General features: G+C 61.5%; 8 protein-coding genes, 3 tRNA genes and 4 rRNA genes (1 of these 15 cut by a window edge). 6 read left to right on the forward strand and 9 right to left on the reverse strand.

Annotation, left to right across the window (positions count from 1 at the left end; all coding sequences use genetic code 11):
• The 7 genes from GVN21_RS06250 to GVN21_RS06280 all read right to left on the reverse strand — a co-directional run.
• A 16S ribosomal RNA gene (locus GVN21_RS06250) occupies positions 1-551 on the reverse strand (it extends 933 nt beyond the left edge of the window).
• 1,176 nt (positions 552-1,727) lie between these two features.
• Positions 1,728-1,804 (reverse strand) — tRNA-Met (locus tag GVN21_RS06255).
• A 72-nt stretch (positions 1,805-1,876) separates the two neighbouring features.
• Positions 1,877-1,991, reverse strand: a 5S ribosomal RNA gene (rrf, locus tag GVN21_RS06260).
• Positions 1,992-2,058: 67 nt separating this feature from the next.
• Positions 2,059-4,848, reverse strand: a 23S ribosomal RNA gene (locus tag GVN21_RS06265).
• A gap of 268 nt (positions 4,849-5,116) precedes the next feature.
• Positions 5,117-5,192 (reverse strand) — tRNA-Ala (locus GVN21_RS06270).
• Positions 5,193-5,240: 48 nt separating this feature from the next.
• Positions 5,241-5,317: transfer RNA gene (locus GVN21_RS06275), tRNA-Ile, on the reverse strand.
• Positions 5,318-5,551: 234 nt separating this feature from the next.
• Positions 5,552-7,035: ribosomal RNA gene (locus GVN21_RS06280) — 16S ribosomal RNA — on the reverse strand.
• Together the 16S, 23S and 5S rRNA genes with 3 tRNA genes alongside form the textbook arrangement of a ribosomal RNA operon.
• A 641-nt stretch (positions 7,036-7,676) precedes the next feature.
• Here GVN21_RS06280 and GVN21_RS06285 point away from each other — a divergent pair.
• Entirely contained in the window at positions 7,677-8,108 is a 432-nt protein-coding gene (locus GVN21_RS06285; RefSeq protein ID WP_166573866.1) for an Rrf2 family transcriptional regulator, read from the forward strand.
• Between the two features lie 24 nt (positions 8,109-8,132).
• Here the strand turns inward: GVN21_RS06285 and GVN21_RS06290 are convergent, their stop codons facing one another.
• On the reverse strand, positions 8,133-8,564 hold the full coding sequence (locus tag GVN21_RS06290) for a CBS domain-containing protein (protein ID WP_166573867.1): 432 nt from the start codon (positions 8,562-8,564) through the stop codon (positions 8,133-8,135).
• Between the two features lie 199 nt (positions 8,565-8,763).
• Between GVN21_RS06290 and hfaA the strand changes: the two genes are divergently transcribed.
• The 3 genes from hfaA to hfaD are packed head-to-tail and all read left to right on the forward strand — an operon-like array spanning position 8,764 to position 11,351.
• Positions 8,764-9,168, forward strand: coding sequence for a holdfast anchoring protein HfaA (gene hfaA, locus GVN21_RS06295; protein ID WP_166573868.1), 405 nt, complete (start codon positions 8,764-8,766; stop codon positions 9,166-9,168).
• The gene (gene hfaB / locus GVN21_RS06300) at positions 9,158-10,174 is read left to right on the forward strand and encodes a holdfast anchoring protein HfaB (RefSeq protein ID WP_166573869.1); all 1,017 of its coding nucleotides are present in this window, start codon (positions 9,158-9,160) and stop codon (positions 10,172-10,174) included. The genes hfaA and hfaB overlap by 11 nt, the downstream gene beginning before the upstream one ends.
• Positions 10,143-11,351 (forward strand): holdfast anchor protein HfaD, encoded by a 1,209-nt coding sequence (gene hfaD / locus GVN21_RS06305; protein ID WP_240902782.1) that lies wholly within the window; start codon positions 10,143-10,145, stop codon positions 11,349-11,351. The genes hfaB and hfaD overlap by 32 nt, the downstream gene beginning before the upstream one ends.
• Before the next feature lie 33 nt (positions 11,352-11,384).
• Here hfaD and chrA read toward each other — a convergent pair whose 3' ends face one another.
• Positions 11,385-12,674, reverse strand: coding sequence for a chromate efflux transporter (gene chrA, locus GVN21_RS06310; protein WP_166573871.1), 1,290 nt, complete (start codon positions 12,672-12,674; stop codon positions 11,385-11,387).
• A gap of 170 nt (positions 12,675-12,844) precedes the next feature.
• Between chrA and GVN21_RS06315 the strand changes: the two genes are divergently transcribed.
• Both GVN21_RS06315 and GVN21_RS06320 read left to right on the forward strand, forming a co-directional pair.
• On the forward strand, positions 12,845-13,192 hold the full coding sequence (locus GVN21_RS06315) for a metalloregulator ArsR/SmtB family transcription factor (RefSeq protein ID WP_166573872.1): 348 nt from the start codon (positions 12,845-12,847) through the stop codon (positions 13,190-13,192).
• Positions 13,189-13,704: an SRPBCC domain-containing protein gene (locus GVN21_RS06320; protein ID WP_166573873.1), complete on the forward strand. Its 516-nt coding sequence runs from the start codon at positions 13,189-13,191 to the stop codon at positions 13,702-13,704. The genes GVN21_RS06315 and GVN21_RS06320 overlap by 4 nt, the downstream gene beginning before the upstream one ends.
• Positions 13,705-13,710: the final 6 nt, after the last annotated feature.

Here is a 13,710-nt window from a genome sequence, read left to right on the forward strand (position 1 = left end):
TTCACCTCTGACTGAACTATCCGCCTACGCTCCCTTTACGCCCAGTAATTCCGAGCAACGCTAGCCCCCTTCGTATTACCGCGGCTGCTGGCACGAAGTTAGCCGGGGCTTCTTCTCCGGGTACCGTCATTATCGTCCCCGGTGAAAGAATTTTACAATCCTAAGACCTTCATCATTCACGCGGCATGGCTGCGTCAGGCTTTCGCCCATTGCGCAAGATTCCCCACTGCTGCCTCCCGTAGGAGTTTGGGCCGTGTCTCAGTCCCAATGTGGCTGATCATCCTCTCAGACCAGCTACTGATCGTCGCCTTGGTAGGCCATTACCCCACCAACTAGCTAATCAGACGCGGGCCGCTCTAATGGCGATAAATCTTTCCCCCGAAGGGCACATTCGGTATTAGCTCAAGTTTCCCTGAGTTGTTCCGAACCAAAAGGCACGTTCCCACGTGTTACTCACCCGTCCGCCACTAATCCCGAAGGATCCGTTCGACTTGCATGTGTTAGGCCTGCCGCCAGCGTTCGCTCTGAGCCAGGATCAAACTCTCAGGTTGAGTTGACATTGACTCCAGTCGTTCAGCTCAGGATCGCTCCCAAGCCGGCGTATCTGGTTTTGCATAGTATCTTGACGAGTTCCCATTCACATCGACCCAAGCCCTAAAGCTCAGATCCATATTCATGGTGTCTTCAAGAGACCGCATTCTGTCGACGTCTAAGATAGGGCGGTTAACCCCATCGCCAGAACGTCGCCGCCTGCGTTTCTCTTTCCAAATCTACAATGTCAAAGACCTAGATCGGCTTGCCGACCCCGCCGTGTCATCGCCCGGCGGCTGCGAGAGGCGGCCTTCTATTTGGCCACCCCGTTGGTGTCAACCGCCCGATTTCTTTTTTCTCAGAGAACCAGGTTTCCGAAGAAACCGCCTGTTCTCAGAGACAAAACCAGCCACCCAGGGATGCCGAGGCGTTCCCTCCAGGTCGCTGACCGAGTCGATTGAGGCTGCGGAACATACTCATCGCTGCCGAAATTGCAAGGGAATGTTTCCCGAGCCCTCCAGCGGCGCGAGCCGTGCTAAGCAGATGGGCGGTAATATGGGGTCTCTGCCAGCGTGGCAACCCCGCCGACGTAGAATCTTCACATAACACCGGCGTCAGCGGCGAGCCGGATAGGACCTGCTGTCCTTGAGGCGATACCGGGGATCGCCTGCAGGGCGCCCTCACCGCGGTCGGCGACCAGGACCAGCTCGGCCTCGATCCCTCGGATGATCCATCCTCACGGGCCCCATCCTGTAGACTCGACGAGGCGCCAGGCGCGATCGGCTTCAGATCACCCCGAACAGATCCACTCCAGCCTGCCGGCCCGGCTGGATAGAGCGCTGCGTCTCGCGGGGCGCGCTGATGAGCGCTGGCGCGCCGCTCCCCGCCCGAGGCTTCACGAGGCCCCAGGTCGATCTCCCGGCTCCTGGCCGGAGCCTGGCAGATCCTCCCGGCCGGCATGGCGTGGAAGGCGCCAAGGCCCAGGCCGCGACAGGGGGGGAGCTCGATGGGCCGGGAGATCGCTGCGGCCGCCCTGCCCTCTGGCTAGGCTTGATACGGCCCATAGCGGCCATCGACCGGCCTGGAGCGCTACGCCCGTTCTGCCGGCAGCAGCCAAGTCGATTCCTTGCCCTCGCGTTGTGGCGGACCCAAACGCAAACAGCCGCCCGATGAAGAGCGGCTGTTCGTGTTGTGCTTGGGTGCGGGAGCAGGATTTGAACCTGCGACCTTCAGGTTATGAGCCTGACGAGCTACCGGGCTGCTCCATCCCGCGGCAAGGCGGATGTCATCGTAAAGCGAGGGTCAGTCCAACCTTTTGGGTTGGCGGAGTGTATCTCTTCGGCGGACCTGGCGGCGACCTACTCTCCCGCGCCTTAAGACGAAGTACCATTGGCCCTGGAGGACTTAACGACCGAGTTCGGAATGGGATCGGGTGGGGAACCTCCGGCATAGCCACCAGGTCGGCGGAAGAGATACGGGTGAAGACATCGTTGTCTGTACAAAGCGCTTTCATGAGTTCAACTAAGAACGATCAAGCCGATCGAGCTATTAGTACCAGTAAGCTGCATGCCTCGCGGCACTTCCACACCTGGCCTATCAACGTGGTGGTCTACCACGGCTCTCAGCGAAGCCTTGTTTTGAGGTTAGTTTCCCGCTTAGATGCTTTCAGCGGTTATCTATTCCACACTTAGCTACCCTGCTGCGCGGCTGGCGCCACGACAGGTCCACCAGAGGTGTGTCCATCCCGGTCCTCTCGTACTAGGGACAGATCCTCTCAAGCTTCGTACACCCACGGCAGATAGGGACCAAACTGTCTCACGACGTTCTGAACCCAGCTCACGTACCACTTTAATCGGCGAACAGCCGAACCCTTGGGACCTGCTCCAGCCCCAGGATGTGATGAGCCGACATCGAGGTGCCAAACTTTGCCGTCGATATGGACTCTTGGGCAAAATCAGCCTGTTATCCCTAGAGTACCTTTTATCCGTTGAGCGATGGCCCTTCCACGCAGGACCACCGGATCACTATGGCCGACTTTCGTCTCTGCTCGACTTGTCAGTCTCGCAGTCAGGCGGGCTTATGCCATTGCACTCGACGAGCGATTTCCGACCGCTCTGAGCCCACCATCGCGCGCCTCCGTTACACTTTGGGAGGCGACCGCCCCAGTCAAACTACCCGCCACGCCATGTCTCGGACCCCGATAAGGGGCCGCGGTTAGACGTCAACAACAATAAGGGTGGTATTTCAAGGTTGGCTCCACCAGAGCTGGCGCCCCGGTTTCATAGCCTCCCACCTATCCTACACATGTTGCTGCTAACGCCAAGGCGAAGCTGTAGTAAAGGTTCATAGGGTCTTTCCGTCTGACCGCGGGAACCCCGCATCTTCACGGGGAATTCAATTTCACTGAGCCTATGCTGGAGACAGTGGGGAAGTCGTTACGCCATTCGTGCAGGTCGGAACTTACCCGACAAGGAATTTCGCTACCTTAGGACCGTTATAGTTACGGCCGCCGTTTACCGGGGCTTCAATTCGGAGCTTGCACCCCTCCTTTTAACCTTCCGGCACCGGGCAGGCGTCAGACCCTATACTTCGCCTTACGGCTTCGCAGAGCCCTGTGTTTTTGCTAAACAGTCGCTACCCCCTGGCCTGTGCCACTCTACAAAGGTTGCCCTAAGCAGAGTCACGCTTATCCCGAAGTTACGCGTGCAATTTGCCGAGTTCCTTCAGCATAGTTCTCTCAAGCGCCTTGGTATACTCTACCTGTCCACCTGTGTCGGTTTCGGGTACGGTCTCCGTCAGAGTTATTTCCAGGGACCTCTTCCCTGCCCTCACAATCCAGTAAGTTCAGACAAGTTACGAGATCCGTCACTTCTGACTGGCCCAGGAATATTTACCTGGTTCCCATCGACTACGCCTTTCGGCCTCGCCTTAGGGGCCGGCTAACCCTGCGCAGATTAGCTTTACGCAGGAACCCTTGGACTTTCGGCGAGAGTGTCTCTCACACTCTTTGTCGTTACTCATGTCAGCATTCTCACTTCCGATACCTCCAGGAAGGCTCACGCCTTCCCTTCGCAGGCTTACGGAACGCTCCGCTACCGCTTGCACAAAGTGCAAACCCATACCTTCGGCGACTGGCTTGAGCCCCGTTACATTTTCCGCGCAGGATCGCTTGACCAGTGAGCTGTTACGCTTTCTTTAAATGATGGCTGCTTCTAAGCCAACATCCTGGTTGTCAAAGCAATCCCACATCGTTTCCCACTTAGCCAGTACTTGGGGGCCTTAGATGATGGTTAGGGTTGTTTCCCTTTTCACGACGGACGTTAGCACCCGCCGTGTGTCTGCCCGATAGTTCTCTTGGGTATTCGGAGTTTGGTTAGAATTGGTACAGCTCGCGCCGCCCGCATCCATCCAGTGCTCTACCCCCCAAGGAATACATCGAACGCTCTACCTAAATAGATTTCGCGGAGAACCAGCTATGTCCAGGTTTGATTGGCCTTTCACCCCTATCCACAAGTCATCCCAGAATTTTTCAACATTCACGGGTTCGGTCCTCCAGTTGGTGTTACCCAACCTTCAACCTGCTCATGGATAGATCACCTGGTTTCGGGTCGTCATGCGACGTACTTATTCGCCCTATTCAGACTCGCTTTCGCTGCGCCTACACCTAACGGCTTAAGCTTGCACGGCACATGAAGTCGCTGACCCATTATACAAAAGGTACGCCGTCACCACGCTCGGTGGCTCCGACTGCTTGTAGGCTTCCGATTTCAGGTTCTATTTCACTCCCCTCGTCGGGGTGCTTTTCACCTTTCCCTCACGGTACTTGTTCACTATCGGTCGTCGAGGAGTACTTAGGCTTGGAGGGTGGTCCCCCCATGTTCAGACAGGATTTCACGTGTCCCGCCCTACTCGAGTCTGTCGCTATTTGACGCTTACGGGGCTATCACCCGCTATGGCCGATCTTTCCAGGATCGTTCAGCTTTATGTCACGACAGCACTGGCCTGGTCCCGGTTCGCTCGCCACTACTACGGGAGTCTCGGTTGATGTCCTTTCCTCCAGGTACTGAGATGTTTCAGTTCCCTGGGTTTGCTTAATGAACCCTATGTATTCAGGTCATTATACCTTTTAACGCCCTACGAACCGGATCCTCACCAGAGGTGAGAAGCAAGTTCGCAGACCGTAAAGGTGGGTTTCCCCATTCGGAGATTACCGGATCAAAGGGTGCTCGCGCCTCCCCGGTACTTATCGCAGCGTGCCACGTCCTTCATCGCCTCTCGACGCCAAGGCATCCTTCAGAAGCCCTTATGCGCTTGATCGTTCTCAGTAAAACTCATGCCCAGGCTATGCGTCCGCCACCCTCTAGGGAAGGCGACAGACCCTGGTCATGCGCTTTGTATTTGTCAGACAATGATGTCTTCAAAGTCCGCCCTCAAAGCGTTGATCCAAACCTCCAGGGGGAGACTTGGGACGCCGGGCTGACCCTTGCTTTACGATGTCACTTCACAGCAAAACCCGGTCCCCAATAAGAGGCGCCAGGCGCTGTAAACCTGTATCTTTCTATCGATCGCTTCCTGCCGTGCAGGATGGTGGAGCCAGACGGGATCGAACCGACGACCTGATGCTTGCAAAGCACCCGCTCTACCAACTGAGCTATGGCCCCATAAGAGCTGCCCAGGAGAACTGGTCGGTCAATCCACGATGTCAGGGATGGTAGGCCTGGGCAGACTCGAACTGCCGACCTTACGCTTATCAGGCGTACGCTCTAACCACCTGAGCTACAGGCCTCCAGAACCCCGCCCTCTCAGAGGGATAAGGGCTTTGAGGCCAGCTCAACAGCGGCTTACGCCACCCCGGGCTCGCGATCGCACCGCCAACCTATCCGAACCCCCGTATGGGATCCGCCGGCCAGCGATGAGTGGAAAGAGAAACGAAGACGGCGACGTTCCGCACCTATTTAAAGATGTCTTTGAACGCCTCAGTAGGAAGACCGTGAGGTCCATCCTGGAGAAGCATCCTTAGAAAGGAGGTGATCCAGCCGCAGGTTCCCCTACGGCTACCTTGTTACGACTTCACCCCAGTCGCTGACCCTACCGTGGTCGGCTGCCTCCATTGCTGGTTAGCGCACCGCCTTCGGGTAAAGCCAACTCCCATGGTGTGACGGGCGGTGTGTACAAGGCCCGGGAACGTATTCACCGCGGCATGCTGATCCGCGATTACTAGCGATTCCGACTTCATGCTCTCGAGTTGCAGAGAACAATCCGAACTGAGACGACTTTTTGGGATTGGCTCACCATCGCTGGCTTGCAACCCTCTGTAGTCGCCATTGTAGCACGTGTGTAGCCCACCTTGTAAGGGCCATGAGGACTTGACGTCATCCCCGCCTTCCTCCGGATTAACTCCGGCAGTCCTGTTAGAGTGCCCAACTAAATGGTGGCAACTAACAGCGAGGGTTGCGCTCGTTGCGGGACTTAACCCAACATCTCACGACACGAGCTGACGACAGCCATGCAGCACCTGTGTCCTAGTCCCCGAAGGGAAAGCTGCTTCTCAGCAGCGGTCCAGGCATGTCAAAAGGTGGTAAGGTTCTGCGCGTTGCTTCGAATTAAACCACATGCTCCACCGCTTGTGCGGGCCCCCGTCAATTCCTTTGAGTTTTAATCTTGCGACCGTACTCCCCAGGCGGAGTGCTTAATGCGTTAGCTGCGTCACCGACATGCATGCATGCCGACAACTAGCACTCATCGTTTACGGCGTGGACTACCAGGGTATCTAATCCTGTTTGCTCCCCACGCTTTCGAGCCTCAGCGTCAGTATTGGGCCAGTGTGTCGCCTTCGCCACTGGTGTTCTTCCGAATATCTACGAATTTCACCTCTACACTCGGAGTTCCACACACCTCTCCCAAACTCAAGATAGCCAGTATCAAAGGCAGTTCCAAGGTTGAGCCCTGGGCTTTCACCTCTGACTGAACTATCCGCCTACGCTCCCTTTACGCCCAGTAATTCCGAGCAACGCTAGCCCCCTTCGTATTACCGCGGCTGCTGGCACGAAGTTAGCCGGGGCTTCTTCTCCGGGTACCGTCATTATCGTCCCCGGTGAAAGAATTTTACAATCCTAAGACCTTCATCATTCACGCGGCATGGCTGCGTCAGGCTTTCGCCCATTGCGCAAGATTCCCCACTGCTGCCTCCCGTAGGAGTTTGGGCCGTGTCTCAGTCCCAATGTGGCTGATCATCCTCTCAGACCAGCTACTGATCGTCGCCTTGGTAGGCCATTACCCCACCAACTAGCTAATCAGACGCGGGCCGCTCTAATGGCGATAAATCTTTCCCCCGAAGGGCACATTCGGTATTAGCTCAAGTTTCCCTGAGTTGTTCCGAACCAAAAGGCACGTTCCCACGTGTTACTCACCCGTCCGCCACTAATCCCGAAGGATCCGTTCGACTTGCATGTGTTAGGCCTGCCGCCAGCGTTCGCTCTGAGCCAGGATCAAACTCTCAGGTTGAGTTGACATTGACTCCAGTCGTTCAGCTCAGGATCGCTCCCAAGCCGGCGTATCTGGTTTTGCATAGTATCTTGACGAGTTCCCATTCACATCGACCCAAGCCCTAAAGCTCAGATCCATATTCATGGTGTCTTCAAGAGACCGCATTCTGTCGACGTCTAAGATAGGGCGGTTAACCCCATCGCCAGAACGTCGCCGCCTGCGTTTCTCTTTCCAAATCTACAATGTCAAAGACCCGAACCGCCGGAGCGGCCCAACCGTTTAGCGCCCGGTCCCGGCGAAGAGCGGCGTATCTAGTTGCCGACCCTTTCGGTGTCAACCGGATTGTTCCGTCGTCCTTCGAGTTTTTCGAGTACCGAGGTTCCCGATGTCGAAGGCCGAACCGATCCGTTCGGGATCCTCGTGAGAGGCGCCCGCTTGCGGATTGGACGATCCAGCTGATCCGCCTGGCTGAACCTGACCGGAATGCCTCAACCCCTTAGGGCGTCGGCGTTTCCGGCGGCGGCTCGTCCGCGGCGGAGGCGGCTATCTAGGGTCCCGCCGCCCGAGTCGCAAGCGGTCTTTTTGTGGCGGGATGCGGCAAACTTGCGTCCGCCGCCCTGAGCCCTCAAAAGGCAGGTCCGAAAGGCTCCTCAGACCCCATGCTCTCCAGCAAGGCCCGCTACGCCCTCCGCGCCCTCGTCGAACTGGCCCGCGATCCCGAGCAGGTGACCGCCGGCGAGCTCGCCCTGCGCGCCGACGCCCCGCGCAAGTTTCTCGAAGCCATCCTGCTGCAACTGGCCCGCCGACATATTGTCGCCAGCCGGCGCGGGAAGTTCGGCGGCTATGTCTTGGCCCGACCGGCCGCGGAGATCAGCTTCGCCGAGGTCATTCGCGCCATCGACGGCCCACTGGCCTTGGCTCCCTGCGTCAGCGTGACCGCCTTCCGAAAGTGCGACGACTGCCCTGACCTGGAAACCTGCCCTCTGAGAGAGTCGCTTCGGCGCACCCGCGACGCCACCGCCGAAGTCCTGGAGACCTACAGCCTGGCTGACGCAGCGGCCCAGGGGCCGGAATCGACCCCGGTTCTATAGAGAGCGCCCTCCCCGGCTGCGCCCTCACCCCGCTGAGATATAGGCTCGCAGGCCATCCGCCTCGGCGGTCACCTCGGAAATCTTGTGTTTCACCAGGTCGCCGATCGAAACGATCCCGGCCAGCCGTCCGTCCTTCAGCACCGGCAGATGCCGGATCCGGCGGTCCGTCATCCGGGTCAGCAGTTCGTCGACCGACTCCCTGGGATCGGCGAAGATCACGTCTGAGGTCATGCACACTGACACAGGCCGGTTCAGCCCACCGGAGCCTTCGCTGGCCACCATGCTGACCACATCGCGTTCGGAAACGATCCCCGCCACCGCGCCGTCCTCGGTGACGACAATCATCGCCCCCACGCGCCGACTGTGCAGAAGGGCCGCGACCGCGCCCACGGTGTCCGACGGCGAAGCCGTGAACACCATGTCGCCCTTGTCCTTGAGAATCTGGGAAACCAGCACTGGGATCGTCCTCCCTCTCTAGACACAGGGGAGCGTCGCTCAATCGCGCCACGATAGCAACCGGCGCCGCGCGCCTCTGACAACCGTCGGACTTAACCAAATCGCCAGACCTGCTGCCCAATGTGGGTTCGTCCCGATCTGGCACGGCGGTTGCATGGTTAACGCCGAGTGCGCGGAACGGCGTGGAGCGAGACATCCGATGGCCAAGGTCCTGATCATCACCCTGACGGCAGTTGTCGGCCTGGCGGCGTCGCCCGCCCTGGCCCAGCAGTCCACGGGTTCGGCCAACTATAACGCCGGCTATGGCCGCACCCCCGGTCAGGAGAACCGGATGGTCGACTATTCGACCCGCGACGCCAACGGCAACCGGGTCATCGTCGATGGCGTCATGCTGACAGGCGACGACCAGTCCACCTTCACCCGCGCCGGCGGTTCGCTCGATGCCTATTCCGGCGTCGGCAGCCAGGGTGGCAGCTCCACCGCCATCGGCAACAACCTCGTGGTGATCACCCAGGGCTCCTACAACACGGTGATCGTCAACAGCACCCAGACGAACAATGGCGACGTCACGGCGAACGCCCAGGGGAACGGCGATGAAGACTAAGTCCGCGCTTCGCGCCGGCACGATCCTCGCGATCGCCGCCGTAGGCCTGTCCGCCTGTGTCAGCCCGGTGGCAGGCCCCAGCGGCGTCTATGCCAAGCCGATCGGCAACGCCCCGGTCACCGCCAACCCCAGCCCCTATTCGGCGGCCCTGGTCTGCATCGGCGGCTACGCTCGGCAGCACAAGCTGGGCGCGCCCCGCATCGCGGTTGGCCGCATCAGCGACTACACCGGCAAGGCCGAGGCCGACGGTTCGGGCCGCAAGGTCACCCAGGGCGCTTCGCTGATGGCCATGACCGCCCTGGCCAAGGCCGGGATGCCCCTGGTCGAGCGGTTCGACACCTCGATCAGCGAGCTGGACCTGAAGTACAGCAACAACAAGCTGATCAGCGACGGCCCCCGCGGCCCGGGCCCCGGCCCGACCGAGTCCCGCAAGATCTACGAAGGCCAGGTGGCGGGCGTCGATTTCTACCTGGTCGGCGGCATCACCGAGCTGAACTACAACATATACTCGGTGGGCGCGGATGCCTATGCCGGTGACAAGGACACCACCGGCCTGAAGGGCAACTTCCGCAACAGCATCTATGTGATGAACGTCGCCATCGATCTGCGCCTGGTCAACAGCCGCTCGCTCGAGGTGGTGGATGTCATCTCCTATCAGAAGCAGATCATCGGCCGCGAAGTCGGCGTCGGCATCTTCGACTTCCTGAACGGCAATATCTTCGACGTCTCCGCCGGCGCCGGGGCCCAGGAGCCGCTCCAGCTGGCCGTTCGCTCCCTCATCGAGCGCGCCGTGGTCGAGATCAGCGCCAACCTATACGGCATGCCCGGCCCGCAATCCTGCCTGACCTCCGACCCGCTCGGCGGCGCCACCACCGGCATGACCGGCGGCTTTACCCCCGCGTACGACAACCTGAGGACCAACAATGGCGAGACTCGCGAAGATCCGAACCGCTGGAACGACAAGCGCGATCGCGATGCTGGCCGCGCTCTGCGGGGTCGCTACTAGCGCCTGGTCGCAGGATCCCAGCGAGGTCATCAACAACCAGGTCCAGGTCGGCGATGTCTTTTCGCAAGGCACGCTGAACATCGTCACGGTCGAGGAAGGCGTCCAGCAGGACACCTCCGCCACCGGCAACAATGTCCAGGCCTACGCCGATCAGGCCGACATGGCCGTGACCTCCAACCAGACCCTGGTCGGCTCGGTCCAGGCCCAGACGACGGTCAACGTCACCGGCAGCCTGGGCGAGGACAGCGCCATCTCCACCCTGGCCATCGGCAACACCGCCGACATCGGCATCAACCAGGGCACGGTGACCGGCGTTGTCACCCAGATCTCCACCTTCTCCGATAATGTGACCGCCCGCACCCAGATCGAGGGCGAGACGGCACAGGCGGGCAACCTGGTCTCTGCCACCACCGCCATTTCCAACAACACCACGCTCAGCCTGACCAACGGCTCGGCCGGCGTGCGGGTCAACCAGACGACCGGGGCGGACGTGCTGGCCGACGGCGGGGCGGTGATGCAGTACGTCAGCGGCTCCTCGGCCGTGTCCGGCGTGGCGGTCGGCAACAACATGAGCTCGGTCGGCGACACCAGCTCGGCCCAGCGCCTGGCCATCGGCCAGACCAACAACGGCTCGCTGGTCCAGGCCAGCAAGTTCACCGCCTACGGCAATGCCCAGGAGGCGATCACCACCACGACAGCCGCCGGCAACGCCGCCAACGCCTTCAACGAAGGCCCCCTTCTGGATGTGACCAACCAGCAGGTCAACAATGCCTACGTCCGCAGCCAGGCGGAAGGATCTGCCTACCTGTTCGGCGCGGCCCAGGTCAGCGCCTACGGCGCGGGCAATACCGCGGTGGCCGGCAACAGCGGCGCCGAACTGGTGCTGGACAACACCCAGTGGAACGGCGTCGGCGGGGTCGAGGTGATCGCCGCCTTCGAGGGCAATACCGGTTACGACGCCTACGGCCAGGCCATCGCTGTCGGCAACGACGTCACCGGCTATGCCTGCAGCGATTGCACCGGCACGATGAGCGTCAACAACAGCCAGACGAACAACGGCGATGTTTCGTCGAGCTCGACGGTGAATGTCGGCAACAGCGGCCGCAGCGTCGTGGGCGTGTCGACGGCCACCGGCAACAACGCCAGCTTCTACGTCACCCGCCCAACGGGGAACTAGGATCGGTCCTTCTCCCGCCTGCCGGGAGACGGATCAAAGGCCGGCCGCCCACCGCGCCAGTCCCACGCCCGCGCACGCCAGGATCACCACCACCACGTTGACGTGGAACCGGATCAGCGCTGCGCCGGCCGCCAGGGCCAGACCCAGCGCCCAGGGATCGAAACTCGCCCACACCGGCACACCGACCTTCCCGCCCCACGGCGTGGCGACATCGGTCACCGACCCGAAGACCACATGCAGGGCGAACCACAGCGCCAGGCTGGCGATCACCCCCAGCACGGCCGCGGTCACCGCCCGCAGCAGCCCGGTCGCCGCGGGGCTCTGGCGCAGCCGCTCCGCATAGGGCGCCCCCGCGAAGATGTAGAGGAAGGACGGGGCGAAGGTCTGCCATAGGGCCATCGCCGCCCCCGCCAGGCCCCAGGCCCACCCGCCATTGTTCCATCCGGCCATGAACCCGACGAACCCATTGACCAGCACCAGCGGCCCAGGCGTCGTTTCGGCCAACCCCAGCCCATCGATCATCTGCGCGGTGGTCAGCCAGCCCTGAACCTCCACCGCCTGCTGCTGCAGCCAGGCCAGCATGGCGTAGGCGCCGCCGAAGGTGACCGCCGCCAGGGCCGCGAACACCTCCCCTACCCGGCTCAGCCAATGGTCCGGCCCGAACACCAGCACAACCGCCGCCAGCGGGATCAACCAGATTGCCAGCCACAGCGCCGTCGTTCGCACGGTGCGCCCGACCCCGACCGCCGGCTTCTTCTCCCGCGCCACCGACGGTTTACTCCGGCTCATCGCCAGCCCGACCCCCGCCGCGACCAGGATCACCAGTGGGAACGGCGCGCTGAACACCGCCAGGGCCACGAAGGCCAGAATGGCGATGACCAGATCGCCCCGACCCTTCAACGCCCGCTTGCCGACCCGCTGCAGCGCCTCGGCGACCAGCGCCAGCACCGCCGCCTTTACCCCCCAGAACGCCGCCTCCAGCCAGGGCGCCTCGCCATGGGCCGCATAGAGCCAGGCCAGGGCGGTCACCAGCACGGCCCCCGGCAGTACGAACAGCAGCCCCGCCGCCAGCCCGCCGCGCACCCCGTGCAACAGCCAGCCGACATAGGTCGCCAGCTGCTGCGCCTCCGGGCCCGGCAACAGGGTGCAGTAGCTCAGCGCATGCAGGTAGCGCGGCTCATCGATCCACTTCTTCTCGTCGACGAACACCCGGTGCATCAGGGCGATCTGCCCCGCCGGCCCACCGAAGCCGAGGAAGCCCACCCGCGCGCTGGCGGCGACCAGGTCGCGGAAGCTGGGGATGTTGAGAGGGGTGTCAGTCAAGAACGGTCTCCGCACGGCTCAAGGCTCGGTGCTTGGGCGCGGGCCTGACCGGGGGACCGCTCACCCCGGATAGGCAGAGACTATCCGGCCGTAATCGCCGGTCAACAGCTTCCCGGCTGATAGCCCACAGCAGATTGACATATCGTCAAAACCCGATGCATTGTTTCCACATGTCGCGTCCAGCCCTTGACCTCTCGCCCTACGGCGCCATTGCCCATCCCACCCGACGGGCCGTGCTGGATTTGCTTCGCGAGGGCGAGGCCAGTGTGGGCGATCTCCGCGGCCGTCTTTCGGCTGGCCTTTCCGGCCCCAGCCAGCCCGCCTTTTCCGAGCATCTTTCTGTCCTGGCGCGGACGGGCCTCGTTACCGCCCGCCCGCAAGGCCGAGAACGCATCTACGCCCTCAAGGCGCAGCCTCTGGCCGAGCCGTTCGACTGGCTGCGAGAATACGAAGTCTTCTGGGATGAGCGCCTCGCTCGCCTGGGCGCCTTCCTCGATCGCGAGAAGGGCCGGCCATGAGGGTGCTGCGCCGTGAGGCCACCTACCGCCACAGCCCGGAAGACGTCTGGACCGGGCTGACCGACGCCAGGGCCCTGGCCGAATGGCTGATGCCGACAACCTTCAAGACCGCCGAGGTCGGCCACCATTTCCGGTTCCAGTACGATCCCGACCCACTCTGTCCTTCGGGCGTAGTGGACTGCGAAATCCTCGCCTGCGAGCCGCCGCATCGGATGGTCTGGTCCTGGCGAAATCGCCCGCCGAAGGGCAAGCCTCCGGCTCCCGCCATGCGCGTCGAGTGGATCCTCACTCCCGTCGCGGAGGGGACGCGACTGCAACTGATCCAGACCGGGTTGGAGGGCCAGCCCTGGCTGATCCCCCTCGCGATGGGATGGGGCTGGAGACTCTATCTGCGCCGGTTCTTTCCGCGCGCGCTCGCAGCCATCGACCAGGGCGTCTTCACGCCCGGCGCCATCCCCATAGAGGAACGCGCTTACAAAGCCGCCCACCTTCCGCCCGAGGTCACCATCTAGGAGCCG

Source organism: Caulobacter sp. SLTY (genome assembly GCF_009905535.1).
Taxonomy (GTDB): domain Bacteria; phylum Pseudomonadota; class Alphaproteobacteria; order Caulobacterales; family Caulobacteraceae; genus Caulobacter.